The sequence below is a fragment of the Pedobacter cryoconitis genome (genome assembly GCF_014207135.1).
In the GTDB taxonomy this organism is placed as follows: Bacteria; Bacteroidota; Bacteroidia; order Sphingobacteriales; family Sphingobacteriaceae; genus Pedobacter; species Pedobacter cryoconitis_D.
Window position 1 is genome coordinate 342087 of sequence record NZ_JACHCC010000002.1, and the last position, 21516, is coordinate 363602.

Here is a 21516-nt window from a genome sequence, read left to right on the forward strand (position 1 = left end):
GCCTTTCTATTCAGTTTTTGGATGCCAGGATTGGCCTGAATAATTGCCCAGTAGAATGGCGCTGAGGAAAGCCCCCTATTAATAAACATATTATCAATAAGTCAAAAACACATTGACTTATTGATAATACTCTGGTTCTTTATTTAAGAACACCGAATAAATTTTGTGTAAGTGCACCAAGGCCTGATACAAGTCCAGCTAAGCCACTAACGATTGTTTTTCCGTATAAATCAACAACATTATATAATGTTGTGAATAAACCTCCGTTAGCATAGTATCCGCCAGCGATATTTACTTGTTCTTCAGCGGTCAATTCCTGTAATTCATTTAATTCAATCTTTTTCATAATCGTTAAATTTAATATTAGTGCTTACTCTATCAGCTTTTCAGCATCCGCTAGGTTAAAACGACAGAAAGGCATATTTAAGGCATCTATTTACCAGTCAGCCATATATATACCAAAATATCATTTTTTAAAATTACAAATAACACATCATCAATTTCTTTCACAAATCAAAATGGATAAAATGAATGAAATGTGTGAACATTGTGAATATCTCTGCCAGATTTACAATAAACGGCTGTTAAGATCCCTTGCTATCATTAAAAAATCCTTATCTAAATTAATAGATAAGGATTTTCTAGAGTAAAATTATCCAAATGTATCAGGAAGCTACAATCTCGTACCTTTTTCCCTTCCACATAATATACATTGATAATTTTGCAGTATCATAAAACACTTCATTGATAACAATATCATTATATAAAATGGGAGTCTGGAAAAAGAGACTGTTAACTGTCGGCCCCCATTTTGTCGTTTGCTTTTGACTAACACCTTTACTATCTGTATAAATCAGTGTAAATGTTCTGTCGTTGTCCTTATCGGTGACGATAGTACATTCCGGATTATGGGTTGCATCAATGGCTAAGTTTAGTTTTTTGCCCATGATTGACGTTGAATAATTAATCAAAGCGGTTTTGAACACTTGTAAACCATCTTTTTGGTAGGCATCATACTCTGCCGCGGTTGCTTTAATCAAAGTCATCGGAGTTTGATTAAAATTACCAGTAAACCTGATTGTATCAGATGATGCGCTCGTAAAAGAAAACTCAATATCTGAACTATATCCACTACCCCTAACCCCATTCTGAGGATCAGACAAGATGCTCAGTGAAGAATAAGTATCAAATATAAGCGAAGTACGTTGCAATGATTTGAGTTGATAACTACTGATCCCCGGATCACCATAAGCAGGTGAAATCAGCTTTAAGGAAGGATCAGGATAAGTTTGCACTTGATTTTGATCATTAAATTTAAAAAAGAATCCTCTACCAATATCAGATCCCGGGAAAATCACAGCCTTCCATCCATAGGGAGCAGATGTTAACAATAATTGATCTTTTTTAAGATCGGTTAATGCACGTTGCTGTGCTGCATTCCCAAAAACTAAGGATTCATCTTTTTTACTGCAACCAAATAAACCGGCTAGCAGGAACAATATATAGGTGTAAAAAAAATATTTTTTCATTACGCTGTTTTTTATAAAAAATTTATACTCCGAAAAAATTTGAATTGCTCTTATTTGGTCGCATTTGCAAGAGACTTTTGTACATTAGTTTGTAAGCTATAAAAGTCAATGTTATAGGCCGATTTAAAATAAGCTACGACAATGGCTTCTTTTTTTCTTAGCTTGGCTACACCTGCAGAATAATCTGGCTTAACCAGTTCCTTAATAAAAAAGGGAGAAATTGATGCTAATGTACCATTGTAAACTTTTAGAATCGCAGGAAGATCTGAAACCTTATAATACTGTCCTGCATTGGGATCATAAGTGTAATAAGATCCTGCCGGGTACAAAGCCGGGTCAGGAAATGGGGTACTTTGTTTAAGGTAAGTATTTTCATAATAGTCCTTACCCCAGGTTAGCATCCACGAAACTGTCTCAGCGAAATCTTCTACCGGCTCTTTCCTGGCGTATCCGGAAATAAACCCCAGTGCAAGCGGGTTCACCGGGGAATTATACCAATCAGCAATATAATCTGATGGAGTGATCACATTGAAATCTGTAGTATAGGCTTTTTTCTGATTAAGAATGTGTGTAAATTCATGGTGAATTAAATGCAGCAAATCTGATACTTTAGCCTTGTCTTTAGGATCTGTACTATTAATATCACTCAATAATATGTCCAGGCCACCTTCTGCCAGTCCATTGATCCCATTTCCGTCTTTAGTTAATATTGGACTGCCTGCAAGGATTAACTGTTTAGGAGAGTAGGTCTTCATAAACAGATCACTTCCCGTTTCTGCATTGTATGGATCTATCCACACTTGTTTTAAACTTGTCATAGCTGGAAGTACTTTGTCTACTCGGGGTGGTACAATGGTATACTGCTTGTCAAATTGCGACTGATCCCACTTATATTTCACCTCAATATTATATGGTTTTACTAAAAGAACATTTAGTGCAGAATCAAGGGCCGTCTTTCCTGATACCTCACCACCAAGGTAATTATCCTGAAGGACCAGTTTATCATTCTTTTTACAGGAAAATATAGAAATTGCAATTGAAGCAAGCAGGATCAGCTTAATGTTTCTAATTTTTAGAATTGTTTTCATATTATTTAATAATATAATTGATTTTCGATAAATTTCATTGTACTACCTTGGATTTTCTGCCAGGTTGCCAGCAGTTTGTGCGGTCTGTGGGATTTGCAATACCCGTCTTGGATCGTTAGCAGTCAATACAAACTGTCTTTTGTTTTCATCAATGTGAGTAACAGGCAAATGGTAACGAAGTATATCAAACCATCTTAAGCCTTCCTGCATAAATTCGACTCTTTTAAAATCAAGAATGGTATTGATTAATGCCTGCTTTACATCTGCAGTTTTATAATAAGTTGTTACTTTATCCGTAGTTAGATGATTAACAGTGGCATTATAACCAGTAATCCGAGTACTCAGATATGTGTTAAGATCAGTAATTGCAGTGGCATTATCGCCTTGCATCACCGAAGCTTCCGCTTTGTTAAACAACACTTCCTCAGCGCTTAATAAAGGAATGTATATGTAATAATTACCTATGGCAGGAGTTATATTAACAAAATTTCCCCGCCATTTATTGATCCCCATCATTTCTCCGCTCGAACCGTATCCCACTGCCTTATCAGCCCAGCTGCCACCTGTAACATTTGGCTGATTATAAATTTGACTTTGAATACTTGCATTAAGACCATATCTGTAATTTTGCCAGCCTATAAACCATGTTGAACCTGTAGTTGCGAGCAAAAGGTTTGCTTTTTCGGTTGAACTAGTATAAATAGCTGCTTTTGCAGCGTCACTTAAGGCCAAATAGCTTGAATTCCATGGTCTTAAATAGCTGCCGATATTATTCGGGAAAGCAAGATTTGCATGTTCTACTACTTTGTTATATTGTTTTTTAAACAAGTAAAATCTTGTTGCAAAAGCGTGAGCTGCTATTTTCGTAAAACGATAAACAGGAACTTTATAGGCATTATCATTTAATAAAGGTATTCCTTCAGTCAGATCCTTGTCAATCATATCATATACATAGGCAACCGTTTTCCTGTCATAGGTTTGGTACAACGTTTTTTCTGGTGTTGTTACATAAGGAATACCTAGATCGGTTGCAGCAGTCGCCGGATCATATGTTTTGGCGAAAAGAGAAACCAGCATAAAATGAGAGTATGCTCTGGTAATTAATGCTTCTCCTCTATAAGCACTATAATCTGCCTGATTTTTCGCTGTATTACAAGCCTGAAGTGCCTGGTTAGCAGCAGCAATTGCTCGATAGCATGCATTCCAATAGGTATCTACAGCGCCACCATCTGTAGAGGCGTAATCAGTAAATCTGTAAGGATTATCATTTAGTATAGGGTTATTATAGACCGTTTTGTAACCACGATCGGCTGCATTATCGGTCATCGATTCGCAAAAAGTGATGTAATCTTCACTGGGATAAGCCGAGGTCAACAACTGAGATACCTTATCAGGGCTATCCAGTTGTGCCCGGTTATCCGGTAAGGTATCCAGCATTTTTTTACAGCCTGATAATGGTATAAACCAAACCAATATGACGAGTATCCATACCAGTATATTATGATGAATGTATCTTGTTTTCATGTCAGATTTCATTATTTATATTCCAATTTTTAAAGAAATAATTACTTGTTTTTGTAGTGGCTGTGCTACGCCGCCGGCATTAAAAAATTCGGGATCCTGTCCTTCCAGTTTTTTGTCTGCAAAAAATAAGCAAAGGTTTGTTCCTGCTGCCGTTATGGACATTGTGTTCATCCCAATTGCTTTTGCATATTTTACAGGTAATTGGTAAGCCAGTGAAACGTATTTTAACCTGGCAAAACCGCCATTGGCCACTCTTTCTGAAGAAAGATTATAGTTATTGTAGGGATAACCACTTGATGGCAGGTTGTAATTAGTTATGGCATCGATGATTGAAGGAACGTTAGTTTTTGTTTCATCACCAGGCAACATCCATCTGTTTCGAAATTCTGTTGGCATGGCATCAAGATCTGAATAGGTTTGTTTAAATGCAGAGCTCAATCTTATCTTGTTCCCAGCCTGGTAAATTAATTGCGCTGTTAATGAAAAAGCCTTATAACGAAAAGTGTTGGTAAAACCACCCGAAATTGGCGGATCGACTGGCCCTTCATATTTAAGATATTTTGTTTCAATATCCTGCAAGTTTACCACCTGGCTTACTACTCCCTGTTCATTTACCACAAGTGGAATACCTGAATTGTGATCAAGACCTTTAAAATCAAGAGAATACAGTGAACTAACCGGGTGTCCTAGCTGATTGGCGCCACTTGGCGCCAACATATCAAATATAATAGGCTGGTCTTTGTCGTTGGTAATCTTATTAGTAGCATAAGAAAATATAAGTGTAGACCTCCATCCCCAATCTTTTTGTCTGATGATCTCGCCTGAAAGTGAAAACTCAACTCCATGTGATTTCAGGTCGGCATAATTTCCAACTTTAACTAACTGACCACCTACCCCGCTGCTTCTCAAATTCCCAATCAGGTCGAAACCTCTCTTGTTATATACATCGGCAGTGACATTCAACCTATTATTAAAGAATCCGGCATCAACGCCAATATTACCAGAATACTGTTTTTCATAGGTGAGATTTGAGTTTTCAAGATCATTTATAAAGATGCCGGATTCAATTTCTGAAGAATATGGTCTGGCCGTATTCTGTGTGCGTAAAACAAGTGCCGAATTCGTAGCATTACCTGTACTTGCTGATAAACCGTAACTAGCTCTTAGTTTTAAAGTACTGATAGCTGGGATATTCTTAATAAATGTTTCCTGGTCCATATTCCAGGATCCGCTGAAACTCCAGGTAGGTAACCATCTTGCGTTTGGCGATTGGCCTAACTGGTTGGATCCATCATATCTGACTGCCCCACTCAGGTTATAACGATGATCAAAGGTATAACCCGCGGTAGCATAAAAGGAAGCAAAACGGTCAGCAGTTTTACCCATTCCATAATATTGCCTGTTTTGCTCAACACCTTGTTTAATAACTTTATAATCAACCAGTGGAATACCACCATTATCATATTGATAGCCAAAACCATTACTAAAAGAATTTTGTCTGTCAGCCGACCTCAGTTCCTGACCGACAAGAATGTTCAGATCGTGCTTGCCAAAACTTCTGATATAGGTCAGGTTATTCCTGAGATTGTAACTACCCAATGAATTGTCTGTACGGTTGTATAATCCACCAGCTGGCATCACTATTTCAGGTAACGCATTTGGGTTATCAGTATCTTTATAGAGATAGGTATTATCATTTGCGATTGTAGAATTATAGTCAGCTCTGTAAGCATTTGCTCTGTTGGAATTCTCGTTCACCAGATTTTCCTGAGTCGTTTTAGCGTAACGGACAGCTCCGAGAAACTCGTATTTGAAATAAGGATTTATTTTGTAAGCAAGATTTAACTGAACCTTGACGTCGAGATCTGTCAGTTTAATCTGATTATTTTGCAGCTCATTGATAATATTAAATGGTGCATAATTCATTGTAAAATACTCCAGATTACCCTGGGCATCATACGGAGTGAGCGCACGGCTTGTATTTAAAGCATAGCTATACGGATTAATATCAAACTCTCTGCTCAGCTTTCCAAAAACCGGATCCGTTGTACGATTGATAGTTCCAGGTGCCTGTTGATCCCTGAAAGAAGCGGTCGTGATGATTCCTCCACTCAATTTATCAGAAAAATTATAAGTATTCTGCGAGTTAAAAGTATAACGCTTTACCTTATCCGCAATAGTCCACCCATTATCATTGTAATAACTTACAGAGGTATAATGCTGCGATTTATCAGTTCCACTGGAAATACTAATCGAATGTTCCTGTGTTAAGGTATTGCGAAACAGTAAATGAAACCAGTCTGTATTCGCACTGGCATATCTGCTTAAAAAAGCATTACGCGCATCTGGTGTATTTTGCAGATAGAACTGCCCTGTAGCCGGATTAATGGTTTGAAGTTCACTGTACATTTTTCCATATACACCTACATTAGACATGTTACCAATGTCTTTAAGGTTCAACATACCTTTACCATACATCTCTGAATAGATCGACATCTGGTCTGCTGAATTTGAAATATTGAAGCTATTATAGCTGGGGCGTAACTGCGAGCTAAAATTACCAGTATAATTGATCTGTAAAGCTCCGCTTTTTCCTTTTTTGGTGGTCACAACCACTACTCCATTCATTGCTCTTGCCCCGTAAAGTGAGGTTGCAGCGACGTCCTTTAAAACATAAATATCTTCGACATCATTCATGTTAATACCAGCTACTGAAGAACCTAACAGCGTACTTGCATCCCCGCTCGAAAGCTGATCGTTAGTTACATCTATAACATCCTCCAAGGCAATACCATCCACCACCCATAAAGGTTTATTTGACCCCGTAAGAGAGGTTACGCCCCTTATCCTGATCTTTGGCGCAGAGCCAAAAGTCCCTGAAACATTCTGAATAGAAACCCCGGCAACTTTACCTTCCAGCGCACGTCCAATATCTGTAGATCCGGTTTGTCTGAGTTCATCACCTTTTAATTTCACAGATGAACCCGTAAACTTTTTCCTGTCCAGCTGCTGATAACCTGTGATTACCGTCTCCTTCAGATTAGTCTGGTTCTCTTCCAGATGAATGAATAAGGCTGGATTATCATCTGTTATTCTAACTTCATACGGTTTATAACCGATTTTCGTAAACACCAATATGGCACCTTTCTGAACACTAATACTGAACTGCCCATCAGTCCCCGACTGTCTGACATTACTGGTGCCTTTTTCAGTTATATTTACACCAAAAACTTTCTCTGTGCGTCCATCTGGCTGAGTAAAGGTTATGGTTCCTCTGACAACAACCGGATCAACTGTACGACTGGAAAGAGCGTCCATAAAAGATTTCTCCTTTTCCTTGATGACAACCGTTTTATCAATGATTTCATAAGAAAACGGCTGATCCTTGAAACATAATTTCAATGCATCATCTATGGTACCGTTATGAATAACTATATCTACTTTTCTCGCTTTTTCGAGTAAACGTTCATTATAGAAAAACTGGTAGCCGCTTTGTTTACCTAAATCGGTAAAAACCTGAGGTAAGGCGCTGTTTTTTCGGTTCAGATTAATGTTTTGGGCTATTCCGGAGGCACTTACATGCATTAAAACCGAGAATAGAAGAACGAAGGTTACCTTCATAGTTCGCCAAATTTGGTTATAGCCCCTCAATTTTTTAGACAGCAAGGGGCGATGAATAATATTATTCATATTTTTGTTTAGGTTGGGTTGTTGATTAAACTGTTTGCAGAAATATTTTAAAGGACCCGGCCAATCATTTCAGAAGTTCCGATCGCCATCGGGACTTCTGTTTTTAAATGGGAGTCCTGTAGTTTAATACCGCCCGTCGTCTCTGTAGATTTTTTTCATATGTTTTGGTTTAGTTAGTTGATTTAGCTTATTAATTGGTTGATTTTTTAGTAGATGATCATTTTCCTGCCTTCAATACTGAACTTTATATCACTCAGCTGTAGCATCTTGATAAATTTACCCAGAGAAACACTTTTCGGAATTTTTCCTGTAAAACGATCCGCTGGGATCTTCCCTTTATATACAATTTCCAGATCATACCATTTTGCGGCTTCCTTTAATACATCTTCCAGGCTGCTACTGTGGAAATAGAAGAAGCCTTCTGTCCAGGCTACAACCTCTTCTGTATCCGCAGGAAGTATAGTAAAGGAATTTGCTTTCTGTACGGCCTGTTGTCCAGGTTTTAGTAAAACTGCAAATGAGGCCAGGGCGGTTCTATCCTGTCCATTGGCAAAACCTAATGGTGAAACTTTAACAGATCCTTCCAGTAAGGTAGTTTTGGTACCAACATTATCCGTATAACTATTAATATCGAAATGTGTCCCCAATACTTCAACTTCCTGACTATGGGTCTTAACTTTAAAAGGATGATATTTGTCTTTAGCCACTTCAAAATAAGCTTCCCCCTTCAGTTCAACACTGCGTTCGGCAGCAGAAGAGAAAGATGCCGGATATTTTAACGATGAGATTGCATTGAGTTTAATTTTTGAACCATCCGGAAGAATAACCTGATAGTTTTCTCCTGCAGCAGTAGAAATGGTATTGTAGCCCGAATTACCTATATAATTGCCGGATTTTTCAGTAATACGATAGATTATCTCTCCGTTTTCGGTCTTGATGATGTTTATCCCCTGCTCCTCAGCCAGTTTCCCCTGAACTGCATCGGAAAGTATGATTTTCTGGCCGCTAGCCAATGTCAGCGTTGCCTTATTCTTACCTCCGGATATATGATCGGCCATCTCCATTGGGTTTGAGGGACCATTTGCGAAATGATATCTGATCAATAAATAACCAGAGCCCGCAACCAGCAATGCTGCTGCAACTGATAGACGGTACCATCTTTTTGAATAAAAAGGTACAGTTTCCCTAAAGATCACGACTTCCTCTTTAAGATTTGCCCGCTGCAATGTACCTTCCCAGATTTCTTCTTTCAAATGTCCAAAATCTGCCTCTGCATCAGAAAGCTTTTGTCTCAGACTTTCTGCACTATACCAGTTTTCTAAAAGTTTAATTTCGTTTGCTGTCGCTGTACCTGAATTATATTTATCAAGAAGTATTAGTGCTTCTTTCTCATTCATCTTTATCTGGTTAGTGTGTTTATAGATAAAACCGGCCAGAATGACTTTGGGGGTAGAAGAATTTGAAATTATCTGAAAATACTTATAAACCCCGACATCTGAGGTCAGGGTTTATAAGTTGATAGCTTGTTATGGATATCCCTAACAGCCTATAATATTAGTTATTATTAGGCCCTAATGCTTTAACAGCGTCAACTACTTGCTGCAAAGTCATCCCTGGCGCTGTAACCGTCCCGGTTTCACTCAAAGAGTTTCCAATAAGACGTGTTTGCGAAGGATTTCCGTATAATCCAAAAAGCGCAATACAATCATATGGGCTATATTTATGTGCAGGGTTAAATGCATATGCCAGCATAATAGAAATCGGATCTGTAGCTGGTGCATTTGCTCCATAAACAGGAGATAGTGGTGTACCATAAATATGTGTTGCATCTGCATTTTTACCTGCTGGATTACCTTCATTCATTGCATCACTAACTTGCTTCTTTAACGTTGCCTGATCAGCGGCTGTTTGCTGACTCCATGTACCTTTGCCATACTTGTTGTCTACCAGTTGTTGTGTAAGCTGAGTAATATACTTGTCTTGACTTGCAGGATCAGTATTTTTACCATTTGAAGTAAGTGCCGAATATACTCTATTCTGGTAATCTGTATGCCTCAGACCTATTGCATGTCCAAATTCATGTCCTAATAAGCCGGTAATAAACGTTCTGCTACTATTGTTTATTCCTGCGTCTGCATTGCTGTTCAGATATATATATCTTCCAGGATTCCCTTTAGCATTGACAAAATCTCCATCCTGTCCCAGCGTTGTTCCAGAAGGAGTTTTTCCACCAAGATCTTTAAAAAGAGTAATGATGTCAGCCTTAGCTGTATCGGCCACCCTTACAAACTTTAAGGGTAATTTTATACTATTCAGTTCCGATAATGTTGAATCTAAAGCTTCACTAACAAGAGCAGATCCCGTAGCATTATAGAGACCTACATTAATGGTTCTTACAACGGACAACGGATATTTTGTTGAATACTGTCCCTGTTGTTGTGACAAGACAGAAAAACTTTCATCGAGATTCTTTTTAGTTAACCGGATATCCCCTTCTACTCTATAACCACCTGGTATTACCTCTACATTTAATGGGTCAAATCCAAGACTTTTGATCTTCTTCAGATCACTGACAACATTATCCAGAGATACATTGCCGGAAATAATTTTCGACTGGGGATCAGTTACTGATGATTCACTTTTCTTACATCCCGTCATGGTCATAAAAAATGTCGCGCCTAATGCTGCAACGAAATAAAATAGTTTTTTGTTGGTTACCTTTTTCATAGTGTAAATGTTTAGTTAATTGATTTAGCTTTTTGATTAGTAGATAGATTAATTGGTTGATTTTTTAGTTGATGATCATTTTCCTCCCTTCTATGCTGAGTTTTATATAGCTGAATTGTAGCATCTTAATAAATACTGGTATATGATTCGCAATCACTGCTGAATTTACCTGGTTGTACATTTATAGACAAAACCAGTCAGAATGACTTTGGGGGTAGAAGAATTTGAAATTATCTGAAAATAATTAAGATCGCCAGGCTGAAACCCAAATTACTTATTTTTGGCTTAATAATTTTGAGGGCATTCTGGACTTGTTTTTTCACCGTCTGATCAGAAAGGCATAGTTTTTCAGCAATTTCTTTGTGAGAAAGGTTTTCTTTACGGCTCAATTCAAAAATCTCCCGCATTTTAGGGGGTAAATTTTGTATTTCCTGTTCTACGATTTTAATTAGCTGTTTTTCATCGACCCTGTCTAGCGTATCAGGATCTGTTTCTGAGATAAAGGTGGCAATAGATGTTGCATAATCACTCCTTATCTTACTATGCGCAATTAAGTTTAATACTCTATTACGTACAGCAGTATATAAAAGGCCAGCTAAGTTATGGCTTGACTTAGTTTCGGCAGCTTTAATCCATAGTCTGCTAAAGACCTCCTGGATTACATCTTTAGCTTCATCTTCATCCCTAAGCATTTTATAAGCCTGAGCATACATTACACTCCAATAGCGGTTGTAAATCTCCGTAAATGCAGAACGGTCACTAAATTTCAGCAATTCGACCAATTCATTATCTGAATATTTACTATATATACTCATAAGACTATAAATTCGCCTTTATTTCCATCAACCACTACCTTTACAATCGTTAAAAACACTAATTAAATAGAATTTCAATAAAAATTACCGCTATAAACCAAAAACAACAGAAGTAAACATAATTAAAAACTATTAACTTTTTAATATTCCAAAAAAATAATCGAAAAACACAAGGAATACAAAAACACGGTTAAAAAAAAAGGTGAATTTTGACGTATACAGAAACACTTAATTTAAAAAACACAATTATATGTCATACGGATTAATTTCGGCATCTTATAACCCCATTAAAGTATAAATTTTATTAAAGAACAGCAGGTAATATAAATTCTTCAATCATCCGGTCAGCTTGCCGATGCGCATAGCCGTTGCCATAGGCTGTTGCAGTAATTACAACCACCAGAGGAATATCTTTGAAAATATAGATCTTATTACCACCATTACCTGAACAATAATATGCTTCATATTCTTTGCTTCCATGATGGTAGATTTTATTCCAAAACAAATAGCCATAATACTCATCCTTTTTACCTGTAATAGGAACCTGATGAGAAAGCGTTTCTTTCACCCAGCTTTCAGGTATAACTTGTTGTCCTTTCCAACGTCCCTTGTTTGCATAAAGCTGACCATATTTAGCAAAATCGAGTGAATTCATCTGGATTCCACCAGCAGTACTCGGTGCCTTCTGCGGTGTATACTGCCATCGGTAATTTTTGATACCTAAAGATTTAAAAAGTTTTTCATCTGCATATTTATCCAGTCCACCTGGTATTACCTTATCCAGTGTACTTCCGAGCAACATCACTCCAGAGGTAAAATAATGCCACTGTCCGTTATATTTTACGGTATCCAGAGGAAGATCGAGCGTAAACTTTACCCAATTTTCTGTTGGATACATGTTCTCTTCATTCCCAGGTGAACCAGCGTCATCATCATTACCATCAAAACGGGAGCTCATTGTCAGTAATTCTTTAAGCGTAACTCTGGCCTTGGTAGAAGAATAATTCTGATAATCTTTCAATACATAAAAATTATCAAGTCTTTGCTGCACAGACTTGATATAGCCGTCCCGCATAGCCATCCCTGTAAGTGTCGAAGCAAATGACTTACCCACAGACCTAACATCATGCAAACTATCGCGGGAACTACCATTAAAATATTCCTCCAATAGAATTTTTCCATTTTTTAAAGCAACCACACTCGTTACGTGACGAAAAACATCCGCCTCTATATATGATTTCAGCTCCTTAATCTTTTCCTTGTCAAATACATCAGCAGACACAGGTAAACCTTCATATGATCTTACCACAGATAATTGCGTCTTTTTTGTATTAATGTCAGGATTCCGTTTCACAATCAACGCTAACTGGCCTTCGGCAATAATATCGCCGACTATTAACGTTTGTGTTTTAACATAGGGCCTGATACTAATCTTTAACAGATGCGGGCCATCAGTCAATGCACTGTCTCCCCCATTAAACATAAACCGGTTCCATGCTGACTGACTCCACCATCCACCTTCATGCTGATTATCAATAAGTGGTTTACACCAGGTTACATCAGTTTGTTGTTGAATAGCCCGCGGTGCACCTGGCATGAGTTCAGTCCGATAAATTAGCCGGTCATCTACAGTAAAAGAGAACTGATAATTACCAATCTTAGACAGAGAATCAGGATTTAAAGATGGGGCTAATTCCTGAAGATAACTGCTTAGTGTCTTTTTCAGGAAGACTGTGATAAACAAATTCGTTTTATTTGTCACTAACAGTTTCTGCAGCGCTTGCTTCTGCCCAATCGAATCAGTTATATCCAGTTGCTTTTCAGTAAAAAGAATCCGGCCAGCGTAAGGCTGCTTTAAGGTTTGGGCAGATAGATGATTTATAGTCGCTGCGATAATCAATAACAAGACCGACTTTCTAAATGATTGATACATAAAACAAACCTAAAAGAAAAGTACAGTTAAAAATAGAATCCTGTTAACATCTTTTCATTAATTTCCGGAAAGCCAGAGGTGTCATCCGCTGATTCAATTTGAAACTGCGAATAAAATGGCTCTGATCTGCAAAACCGCATTCCGCTGCAATAGCGATGAGTGTATTGTTATCGTTAGCGAGCAAACCCAATGCCTTTTGCAGTTTGATCTGACGAAGGTAATCGCCAAGATTGCAACCAAAATAAATTGAAAAAGCTCTTGAAAGATGAATTGGATGTACACCTATACGATGCGCAAGCTCGCTCAGGGAAAACAAATAACTATTTGGTTCTTCATGAAGCAACTGCTCAAGTAATTTTACCCATTGCGGCCTGTCTTTCGTTTTTACAAAAGTAGAACCCGAGGCTACTGATAACAATTCTATCAATTGGCTGTCTATAGCTGCCACTGCTATTCCATCTTGTTTTGTTGCCGCAAAAATACGGTACATCATCAGTTTAATAACAGGCTGCTGTATATTTATACTACCTTCGATCAGATTATTCTTAAGATCGTAACGATCGAACCAGTCCTGGTTTAACTCGATATGAAATCCGCGGGTAAAACCTTTGGGTTTGCGATTATAATGGGCATCCTGCCAGTTGTGAAAAAGAAGATCTCCAGCCGAGCAATGATAAACCTCTTTTTTATTTCCTTCCATAACATTTCCCTGTAGAAGGAAAGTAAAATAGGCATTCTCGTGATAATGCCAGTCAACGACCGGATGCGTATATTCTGTATCTGTTATCGTCAGACCATCCAGTTGTAAAATCTGATTTGTAGTACCGTAAAATTGTCCCGTTTTAAGCGTATTCATGCGTACTCTTTATAAGATACAGTAAGATAGATAAAAATTGGATACTATCTGTTAACTTAGCTATAGTCAAATGATTACAGCTGCACTATTAAAATCTAACGCTATGGAACATAAAGGCAAATCAATCAGACCATTCATCGGTGCTAAGGACTTTAACCTATCCCGAAGTTTTTACCGTGACCTGGGATTCAAAGAGGGTGTGATAGACTCAGAAATGTCCGTTTTCCAAACTGGTTCTTTATCTTTTTATTTACAGAATTACTACGCGAAGGAATGGATAGAAAACACCATGATCTTTCTGGAAGTTGACAGTGTTGACCGTTACTGGAAAGAGCTTGTGGCTTTAGATTTACCTGCTAAGTATGAAAACGCCAGATTAACCCCTATTCGCATCGAAGACTGGGGTAAAGAATGTTTTCTGCATGATCCTTCAGGAATCCTCTGGCACTTCGGGGAATTTTTCATTTAACGTACTCTCTGAAATACAAATTTTGCCTTTTGATAATCTACCGGAACACTCTTTTTGAAGAAGGTTATATTCATGAAAACTTCCATCTCTCCCACGCCCATGACTAGTTTATGATCCTTTTTCAATAAAGCTATCGGAATCCTTCGCTTTGTTCCTTTTCCATAACGCTGATAATAAAAAGTTCCTTTTAAAGTATCTCCTTTTACAATTCCGGATACATCACCGGAATCTTTATATAATCCGCCATAATTAACTTCTAATTGCCCATAAAACTCTTTCTTCTTGAGTATGATTTTAAGACTGGCTGTATCATTTTTTGCCACAGCCTGATAAGGTATTTTAATTTCATCCGAAGCATGACTACAACCGGTTGCTGCTGCAGCTATCCAAATAAAAAGCAGTTTTATAGTATATTTCATTAGTAGAGTTTGTTCTTTCATTTAACCTAGATAATCACGCGGATAAGTTTGTTGTCCATATTTCTCATCAATCCCTTTCAACAAGATCTTTCGTTTCTCAGTCATTTCAGGTACCGGCAAAAACTCGCCAGGCTGAGCTGGTATGCCAATTTCTCTGAAAACATCTTCCAAACCCGCCGGTACAACTGTACAAAGCATCCTGGCGGCTTCTTTTGAGATATTTCTAAAGCAATGAATAGCTCCTCCAAAAGGAATATTCACAAACCCTCCCGCTTTAATAATACTTTTACCCGCCTCCGTCTTAAACTCTAATTCGCCCTCCATCAGATAAAACATTTCCTGTGTATTGATATGTGCATGTGGCGGCGGACCACCTCCCGGAGGAACAAGCATTTCAATAACAGCATAGGCACCATTGGTTTCTTTACCTGAAATAACAATGCGGTAATTACCTCCGGCAACGCCAAAAATTTCTCCCTGCAAATGATCAAAAGTTCTAATATTGGTTTCCATATTTTAATTGTGGATGATGATGAAACAGACGTTTTCTTCGAAAAAAATCACATGATCAGGTTCAACGTCTGAAAATAAAGAAAATGTCCGGTTTTTTTTCTATTATCTTAAAACACAAATGCAACTTTGTGTTAATTACTGTTAAAAACATTGTTAATTCTGCTGATAACTTATATCTTAGTTGGCACACACAAATTAATTCCTGATTATGAAAATATTCGCACTATTTGCAGGCCTGGTTTTATTATACAGCTGCAGTAAAGATCCATTAGATGTCAACGACAAAACTGTCTACAAATGGCAAAGATCGATGTACCGGCAAGCACTTCCAGCGCCAACTTCTTCAAATTTCAGTTCCACACAGCTGAACAATTACACTATTCTGCTTAAAACTGATTATGTGTTTTTGACCAGTTTACAAGCCAAAGCGCAAAAAGATAGCATTAAAAATGCTTCGGGTTCACTTTTCACCTATACATATCAAAAACAATAATGAGATTAAGATTTACCCCCGTTTTATTACTACTGACAAGCCTGACCGCTTTTGGCCAGGAAAACCTCAGTTATCAAAAACCGTCCAAAGAGATCCTGGACCTGGCAGACTATCAGCGTGCTCCATCTGTTTCCATGGATACGAAAAAGGAATATATACTCCTTTCCTACAGGAATACCTACAAAACACTGGCCGATTTAAACCAGGACGAATTGCGTTTGGGTGGATTAAGGATAAACCCGGTGACAAACATTTCCAGTTCTGAGGTTTTTTTCAATAATTTAAAAGTTAGAAAAGTAGCGGATAAAGAGCCTGTTCAGATAGCTGGTTTACCTGCAAACCCTAAAATTTCGAACATTTCCTGGTCTCCCGATGAAAAGAAGATTGCCTTTACCCAGACTACTGATAAGGGAGTAGAATTATGGATTTTAGATATCGCTAACGCACAGGCAAGAAAGCTGACAGAAGCTACCCTAAATGCCAACTCAGGTAATCCTTTAAGCTGGTTTAAGGATAATCAAAACCTTTTGGTGAATATGCTTCCCAAAAACGGTTCTGTTTTGATTAATCCTAAGAATGATCTTCCAACAGGGCCAACTATATCAACTTCTGGTGGCACAAAATCCCAAAACAGAACTTATCCCGATCTGCTGAAGAATAAAACTGATGAAACCAACTTCGAAACGGTTACTACTTCCGAGTTATACAAAGTAGATCTTAGCGGAAAGACGACCTTATACAAAGGAGCAGATATGTATGTCGAGAAAAATTTCTCTCCTGATGGCAATTACCTGATGGTAACTGTCCTTAAAAGGCCCTTTTCTTACCTGGTTCCTTTAAACCGTTTTCCTATGGAAACTACGATCTATGACCTGAACGGGAAAGAAATTAAAAAGGTAAATGATATCCCATTGAATGAGAATATGCCAAAAGGTTTTATGGCTGTCAAAAAAGGGAGAAGAGAAATGGACTGGAGAGAAGATGTTCCGGCAACATTGTATTTCGTAGTCGCGCTTGATGAAGGTAATCCTGCAAACAAAGTTGAGTTCAGAGATGAAGTATTTTTATGGTCTGCTCCATTTACGGCAGAACCGACCTCCTTATTGAAAACCCAGCAACGCTTCGCGGGCATTAGCTGGGGTAACGAAAAAAATGCGGTAATAACCGAACAGTGGTATGATACCAGAAGTGAGAAAACATTTTTATTCGATCCCTCTCAGCCTGGTCATAACCCGAAATTGATCTGGGATAGAAATTCTCAGGATATTTATTCTGATCCGGGAAAATTTGCGACCACAAAAAACCAATATGGCAGACACGTACTGGCATTCGAAAATGGTAAAGCGTATTTACTTGGAGATGGTTATACCAAAGATGGCCAGTTCCCTTTTGTGGATGAATTTGACCTGAAAACCTTAAAAACAAATAGATTATATCAATCAGGATATAAGGACAAAAAAGAAGGGATCTTGTCTTTTGTTGATATCAAAAAAGGAGATGTCCTTGTCAGGATAGAATCAAAATCGGATTTTCCGAATTACTACATCCGGAATATTAGAAAGAAAGATGCATTAAAGCAACTCACTGCATTTAGTAACCCTTTCGTAAGTCTTAAAGACGTATATAAAGAAGTTATCAAGTACAAGAGGAAAGATGGACTGGAGCTTTCAGGAACACTATACCTCCCTGCCGGGTATGACAGAACAAAAAAGGAAAAATTACCTTTATTAATCTGGGCTTATCCAGAAGAGTTTAAAGATAAAAACAGCGCAGGACAAAGCGCCAAAAACCCTAATGAATTCACCTTTCCTTTTTATGGTTCATTCGTGTATTGGGTAGCAAAAGGTTATGCAGTTTTAGACGATGCTTCATTCCCAATCGTTGGGGAAGGAAAAACAGAGCCTAATGATAACTTTATATCTCAATTAGTAGACGATGCAGAAGCTGCAATCAATGCAGTGAATAAACTTGGTTATATCAACCCTAAAAAGGTTGCTGTAGGTGGCCACTCTTATGGTGCATTTATGACAGCTAACCTGCTTACCCATTCTAATCTTTTTGCTTGTGGTATAGCCAGAAGCGGTGCATATAACAGGACACTTACTCCTTTTGGTTTTCAGACAGAGCAAAGAAATTACTGGGAAATCCCAGCTATTTATAATGCTATGTCACCGTTTATGAACGCTGATAAAATGAAAACACCTTTGTTACTGGTACATGGTGATGCAGACAATAACCCAGGAACTTTCACTTTACAAACAGAAAGATATTTTCAGGCTTTAAAAGGACTTGGTGCACCAGTAAGAATGGTTCTTTTACCGAAAGAGAGTCATGGTTACGCTGCTAAAGAAAACATTCTCCATTTACTCTGGGAACAAGATCAGTTTTTAGAGAAATATCTAAAGAATTAATGCGAAATCCCTGTCTGTTCAGACAGGGATTTTTTTGTTATTTAAAATTCCAAAGCCAGTTTCATTTACAAACGAAATGCAAGCATCTCTTCAATACCTTCGCCATCCTCCAGGAAAATTTCATTTTTATGATGGATCTTATATTCGATATCCCGCATAGATTCAATTGAAATTATTTCACCCCCGGCTTCTTCAATTAATGCAGTTATTTCTGATCTCATATGTGTATTAAATTTTCCTTCGACATACTTACCAACTATTTGCAAACACCTCTGATGTTCTTCTAAACCTCTTAGAGGGACACTTTCCTCAGAAAGTGTGAAATCCATTATAAAAACATTACGTTTATCGGCTGTTTTAAATTGTCTTAATATAGAGCGGAACACCTCATCCGTAATATAATGAATAACCCCTTCAAAAACTATAACAGTAGGAACAATAGACCTGTATCCTGATAAGGTTAGCGCTTTTATTAGTTTTTCATGATCCATCAGATCACATTCAATAAAATGCAAAGAATTGCATTCGGGCATAATATTTTTATAAAGGATTGATTTTTCGACCATAGAAGCCAGATCAACTTCAAAAATATCCTGTATCAGCATAGGATACTGTTTGATGAGGTGGAGAGATGTTGGATCCCAACCAGCCCCTAAACTAACTACCTGAGGATAAGCTTCATCAGCGTAAATACGCTTAAAAAAATTACGGACATACAATTTCCTAAATAAAATTATTTTATCAAGATTCTTACAAGACTCAGCTATTGATTTTACTAATTCGTCAATATTGTTAAAATCAAGTTGGTCTAAATATTCCCTTTCCAAACCTGTATCATGAACAGAATCAGCATAGTGTAATACCAAGGTAGAGGTGGCGGGAACTTTCAACTTATTAATAAGTCCTTTCATAACTATATTTTAGTGGGTAACCGCTGTTAACTGATTAAACGTTGCTTCACCAAATGTGAATTTATAATTTTCGCATAATTAAAAATAGCTATCAAATTATTATATATAACGATTCATTTTGTTCAAGTTAAGCAAAATACCTCCTTATCTTATTGTAAGAATCATCGTTTAACCAGAGAACAAGCACGCCGGAACAAGCCGGACACAGTTTGTTCCTGGTAATCAGTTAAAAGCCTGACGAAATTCCAGCGGCGATAAATTCGTCTTCTTTTTGAAAAGCGTGCTAAAGGATTGCGCGTGCTCAAAGCCCAAGGCATAGGCGATCTCGCTGACCGAAAGACTGGTCGTGGAAAGTTTTTCTTTGGCTTTCGCGATCAGTTTCTCATGAATATGCTGCTGTGTGTTCTGCCCGGTATGAACCCGAAGCAGGTCACTCAGGTAGTTCGGCGACAGGTTCATCTGTGCAGCAATATATTGTACCGTGAGCAAACCCTGTACGTCGCTGTTAAAGTAGTCATCGATCAACTGCCCGAACCTGGTCAGCAGCGCTGAATTATTATTCTTGCGGGTCAAAAATTGCCGTTCATAAAAACGGTTGGAGTATTTTAGCAGGCTCTCGATCTGCGTCAGAATGATTTCCTGAGTATGCTTATCGATATGCTGACACTCCTTATCAATTTTATGGAGGATCGTGATCAGGTCATCTTCTTCCTCGGCCGACAAGTGCAGTGCTTCGTTAACCGCGTAATCGAAAAAACCGTAGTGATGAATGCTGTTCGCCAGAGTATGCTGTAACAGGAAGTCCGGGTGAAAGATCAGGAGATAACCAGACCCGCATTCCATATTTTGCAGGTCCAGTTGTTGCACCTGGTTAGGCGCAGTAAAACTCAATACTCCTTTATCGTAATCATAATGCTGCTGTCCGTACCTGATCTTGCCTTTGGCTTCGCGTTTGAGCGCCACGCAATAAAAGCAGTTAACGAAACCTTTCCAGATCTCGTCTTCCAAAAAAACACTTTCCGCCAGATTGATCACGCTCACCAACGGGTGGTGAGGCTCCGTTAAGGATAACAAACGGTGAAATTCCGATATTGAGTTAATGGCGTTCATAAACAAAATTAATCAATTAAGCCCATACTGAACTCATCATAAGGTGCGCCGGTATCCATACCTAAAGGCACAATGCTTTCCAGTTGTGATAGATCCGCCTGAGTTAATACAATAGTTGTTGCCGCAATGTTTTGCTCCAGGTACCTCCGACGTTTCGTTCCCGGGATCGGCAGGATGCCTTTGCTCATGACCCAGGCCAAAGCCAGCTGCGAAGAAGTGACGTGCCTGGCTTCAGCCATTACTTCGATAGCTTTCACCAATTCAATATTCTTGTCGAACTGTACGCCCTGGAAACGCGGGATTGCCCTGCGGAAATCATTCTCAGGCAGGTCATTGATGCTTTTGATCTGTCCAGATAAGAATCCACGGCCCAGCGGTGAGTAAGCTACAAAACCGATACCCAGTTCCTTTAAGGTTGCCAAAACCCCACGTTCTTCTACCGTCCGCTCGAACAAAGAGTATTCGCTTTGTACGGCAGTGATCGGGTGCACGGCATGCGCCCGCTTAACCGTTTCAGACGAAACTTCCGACAAACCGATATAACCCACCTTACCTTCTTGAACCAGCTCAGCCATCGCCTCAACCGTTTCCTCGATCGGCGTATTTTTATCCAGGCGGTGCAGGTAATACAGATCGATGTAATCCGTATTCAGATTTTTGAGCGAACGCTCCAAAGATTTCTTTACATAATCTTTCTTACCATTGATGGCCCAGGTTACCTTATTGTTATCATCGATCTCCCAGCCAAACTTGCTCGCCAGAATATATTGATCACGTTTACCACTGATCGCTTTAGCGATCAACTGCTCATTCTTCAGCGGTCCGTACAGATCGGCAGTATCTAAAAAATTACCACCCAACTCAAGCGAACGCTGGATCGTCGCGATGGCTTCCTGCTCATCCGCAGGACCATACATATGCGCCTCTTCAAAACCCGTCATGCCCATACAGCCCAGGCCGATCACCGGCACAACCAAACCCTGGCTGCCCAATGCTATTTGCTTTATTTCCATGATCCAAAGGTCGGT

At 38.5% G+C, this 21516-nt stretch carries 18 protein-coding genes; 3 read left to right on the top strand and 15 right to left on the bottom strand.

What is annotated here, in order from left to right; all coding sequences use genetic code 11:
- Positions 1-139: 139 nt before the first annotated feature.
- The 10 genes from HDF25_RS04460 to HDF25_RS04505 form a co-directional block, all read right to left on the bottom strand.
- Positions 140-346 (bottom strand): hypothetical protein, encoded by a 207-nt coding sequence (locus tag HDF25_RS04460; protein ID WP_184623187.1) that lies wholly within the window; start codon positions 344-346, stop codon positions 140-142.
- A 319-nt stretch (positions 347-665) separates the two neighbouring features.
- Positions 666-1529 (bottom strand): DUF4302 domain-containing protein, encoded by an 864-nt coding sequence (locus HDF25_RS04465; protein ID WP_184623188.1) that lies wholly within the window; start codon positions 1527-1529, stop codon positions 666-668.
- Positions 1530-1579: 50 nt separating this feature from the next.
- Positions 1580-2617: a substrate import-associated zinc metallohydrolase lipoprotein gene (locus HDF25_RS04470; protein ID WP_184623189.1), complete on the bottom strand. Its 1038-nt coding sequence runs from the start codon at positions 2615-2617 to the stop codon at positions 1580-1582.
- A 42-nt stretch (positions 2618-2659) separates the two neighbouring features.
- A complete protein-coding gene (locus HDF25_RS04475) occupies positions 2660-4141 on the bottom strand; it encodes a RagB/SusD family nutrient uptake outer membrane protein (protein WP_184623190.1) in 1482 nt (493 codons plus the stop codon).
- A gap of 15 nt (positions 4142-4156) precedes the next feature.
- Positions 4157-7762, bottom strand: coding sequence for a SusC/RagA family TonB-linked outer membrane protein (locus HDF25_RS04480; protein WP_184623192.1), 3606 nt, complete (start codon positions 7760-7762; stop codon positions 4157-4159).
- 275 nt (positions 7763-8037) lie between these two features.
- The gene (locus HDF25_RS04485) at positions 8038-9228 is read right to left on the bottom strand and encodes a FecR family protein (protein ID WP_184623194.1); all 1191 of its coding nucleotides are present in this window, start codon (positions 9226-9228) and stop codon (positions 8038-8040) included.
- Positions 9229-9385: 157 nt separating this feature from the next.
- Positions 9386-10558 carry a M57 family metalloprotease gene (locus HDF25_RS04490; RefSeq protein WP_184623195.1) on the bottom strand — a complete coding sequence of 391 codons (1173 nt, stop codon included), beginning with the start codon at positions 10556-10558 and terminating at the stop codon, positions 9386-9388.
- A 230-nt stretch (positions 10559-10788) separates the two neighbouring features.
- The gene (locus tag HDF25_RS04495) at positions 10789-11373 is read right to left on the bottom strand and encodes an RNA polymerase sigma factor (protein WP_184623196.1); all 585 of its coding nucleotides are present in this window, start codon (positions 11371-11373) and stop codon (positions 10789-10791) included.
- A gap of 304 nt (positions 11374-11677) precedes the next feature.
- Complete coding sequence (locus HDF25_RS04500) at positions 11678-13306, bottom strand: serine hydrolase domain-containing protein (protein WP_184623197.1); 1629 nt, start codon at positions 13304-13306, stop codon at positions 11678-11680.
- A gap of 43 nt (positions 13307-13349) precedes the next feature.
- Positions 13350-14162 (bottom strand): helix-turn-helix domain-containing protein, encoded by an 813-nt coding sequence (locus HDF25_RS04505; RefSeq protein WP_184623198.1) that lies wholly within the window; start codon positions 14160-14162, stop codon positions 13350-13352.
- Positions 14163-14265: 103 nt separating this feature from the next.
- On the opposite strand from HDF25_RS04505, the gene HDF25_RS04510 reads away from it, so the two are divergent.
- Entirely contained in the window at positions 14266-14631 is a 366-nt protein-coding gene (locus HDF25_RS04510; RefSeq protein ID WP_184623199.1) for a glyoxalase, read from the top strand.
- Here the strand turns inward: HDF25_RS04510 and HDF25_RS04515 are convergent.
- On the bottom strand, positions 14628-15050 hold the full coding sequence (locus HDF25_RS04515) for a hypothetical protein (protein ID WP_184623200.1): 423 nt from the start codon (positions 15048-15050) through the stop codon (positions 14628-14630). The genes HDF25_RS04510 and HDF25_RS04515 overlap by 4 nt on opposite strands.
- A gap of 21 nt (positions 15051-15071) precedes the next feature.
- Positions 15072-15563 (bottom strand): cupin domain-containing protein, encoded by a 492-nt coding sequence (locus HDF25_RS04520; RefSeq protein ID WP_184623202.1) that lies wholly within the window; start codon positions 15561-15563, stop codon positions 15072-15074.
- A 208-nt stretch (positions 15564-15771) separates the two neighbouring features.
- Between HDF25_RS04520 and HDF25_RS04525 the strand changes: the two genes are divergently transcribed.
- Positions 15772-16056 (top strand): hypothetical protein, encoded by a 285-nt coding sequence (locus tag HDF25_RS04525; protein ID WP_184623204.1) that lies wholly within the window; start codon positions 15772-15774, stop codon positions 16054-16056.
- Positions 16056-18467 (top strand): S9 family peptidase, encoded by a 2412-nt coding sequence (locus HDF25_RS04530; protein WP_184623207.1) that lies wholly within the window; start codon positions 16056-16058, stop codon positions 18465-18467. Before HDF25_RS04525 ends, HDF25_RS04530 begins: the two co-directional genes overlap by 1 nt.
- Positions 18468-18532: 65 nt before the next feature.
- Here the strand turns inward: HDF25_RS04530 and HDF25_RS04535 are convergent, their stop codons facing one another.
- The 3 genes from HDF25_RS04535 to HDF25_RS04545 form a co-directional block, all read right to left on the bottom strand.
- On the bottom strand, positions 18533-19378 hold the full coding sequence (locus HDF25_RS04535; RefSeq protein ID WP_184623209.1) for a class I SAM-dependent methyltransferase: 846 nt from the start codon (positions 19376-19378) through the stop codon (positions 18533-18535).
- Between the two features lie 222 nt (positions 19379-19600).
- Positions 19601-20488, bottom strand: a complete 888-nt coding sequence (locus HDF25_RS04540; RefSeq protein ID WP_184623211.1) for a helix-turn-helix domain-containing protein — start codon at positions 20486-20488, stop codon at positions 19601-19603.
- A gap of 8 nt (positions 20489-20496) precedes the next feature.
- The gene (locus HDF25_RS04545) at positions 20497-21501 is read right to left on the bottom strand and encodes an aldo/keto reductase (RefSeq protein WP_184623213.1); all 1005 of its coding nucleotides are present in this window, start codon (positions 21499-21501) and stop codon (positions 20497-20499) included.
- Positions 21502-21516 lie beyond the last annotated feature (15 nt).

Coding starts and splice junctions, on each gene's coding strand:
- HDF25_RS04535 (WP_184623209.1), bottom strand. CDS start 19,378: ATGAAAGGACTTATTAATAAGTTGAAAGTTCCCGCCACCTCTACCTTG.
- HDF25_RS04460 (WP_184623187.1), bottom strand. CDS start 346: ATGAAAAAGATTGAATTAAATGAATTACAGGAATTGACCGCTGAAGAA.
- HDF25_RS04495 (WP_184623196.1), bottom strand. CDS start 11,373: ATGAGTATATATAGTAAATATTCAGATAATGAATTGGTCGAATTGCTG.
- HDF25_RS04500 (WP_184623197.1), bottom strand. CDS start 13,306: ATGTATCAATCATTTAGAAAGTCGGTCTTGTTATTGATTATCGCAGCG.
- HDF25_RS04515 (WP_184623200.1), bottom strand. CDS start 15,050: ATGAAATATACTATAAAACTGCTTTTTATTTGGATAGCTGCAGCAGCA.
- HDF25_RS04510 (WP_184623199.1), top strand. CDS start 14,266: ATGGAACATAAAGGCAAATCAATCAGACCATTCATCGGTGCTAAGGAC.
- HDF25_RS04490 (WP_184623195.1), bottom strand. CDS start 10,558: ATGAAAAAGGTAACCAACAAAAAACTATTTTATTTCGTTGCAGCATTA.
- HDF25_RS04475 (WP_184623190.1), bottom strand. CDS start 4,141: ATGAAAACAAGATACATTCATCATAATATACTGGTATGGATACTCGTC.
- HDF25_RS04520 (WP_184623202.1), bottom strand. CDS start 15,563: ATGGAAACCAATATTAGAACTTTTGATCATTTGCAGGGAGAAATTTTT.
- HDF25_RS04480 (WP_184623192.1), bottom strand. CDS start 7,762: ATGAAGGTAACCTTCGTTCTTCTATTCTCGGTTTTAATGCATGTAAGT.
- HDF25_RS04505 (WP_184623198.1), bottom strand. CDS start 14,162: ATGAATACGCTTAAAACGGGACAATTTTACGGTACTACAAATCAGATT.
- HDF25_RS04465 (WP_184623188.1), bottom strand. CDS start 1,529: ATGAAAAAATATTTTTTTTACACCTATATATTGTTCCTGCTAGCCGGT.
- HDF25_RS04530 (WP_184623207.1), top strand. CDS start 16,056: ATGAGATTAAGATTTACCCCCGTTTTATTACTACTGACAAGCCTGACC.
- HDF25_RS04545 (WP_184623213.1), bottom strand. CDS start 21,501: ATGGAAATAAAGCAAATAGCATTGGGCAGCCAGGGTTTGGTTGTGCCG.
- HDF25_RS04470 (WP_184623189.1), bottom strand. CDS start 2,617: ATGAAAACAATTCTAAAAATTAGAAACATTAAGCTGATCCTGCTTGCT.
- HDF25_RS04540 (WP_184623211.1), bottom strand. CDS start 20,488: ATGAACGCCATTAACTCAATATCGGAATTTCACCGTTTGTTATCCTTA.
- HDF25_RS04485 (WP_184623194.1), bottom strand. CDS start 9,228: ATGAATGAGAAAGAAGCACTAATACTTCTTGATAAATATAATTCAGGT.
- HDF25_RS04525 (WP_184623204.1), top strand. CDS start 15,772: ATGAAAATATTCGCACTATTTGCAGGCCTGGTTTTATTATACAGCTGC.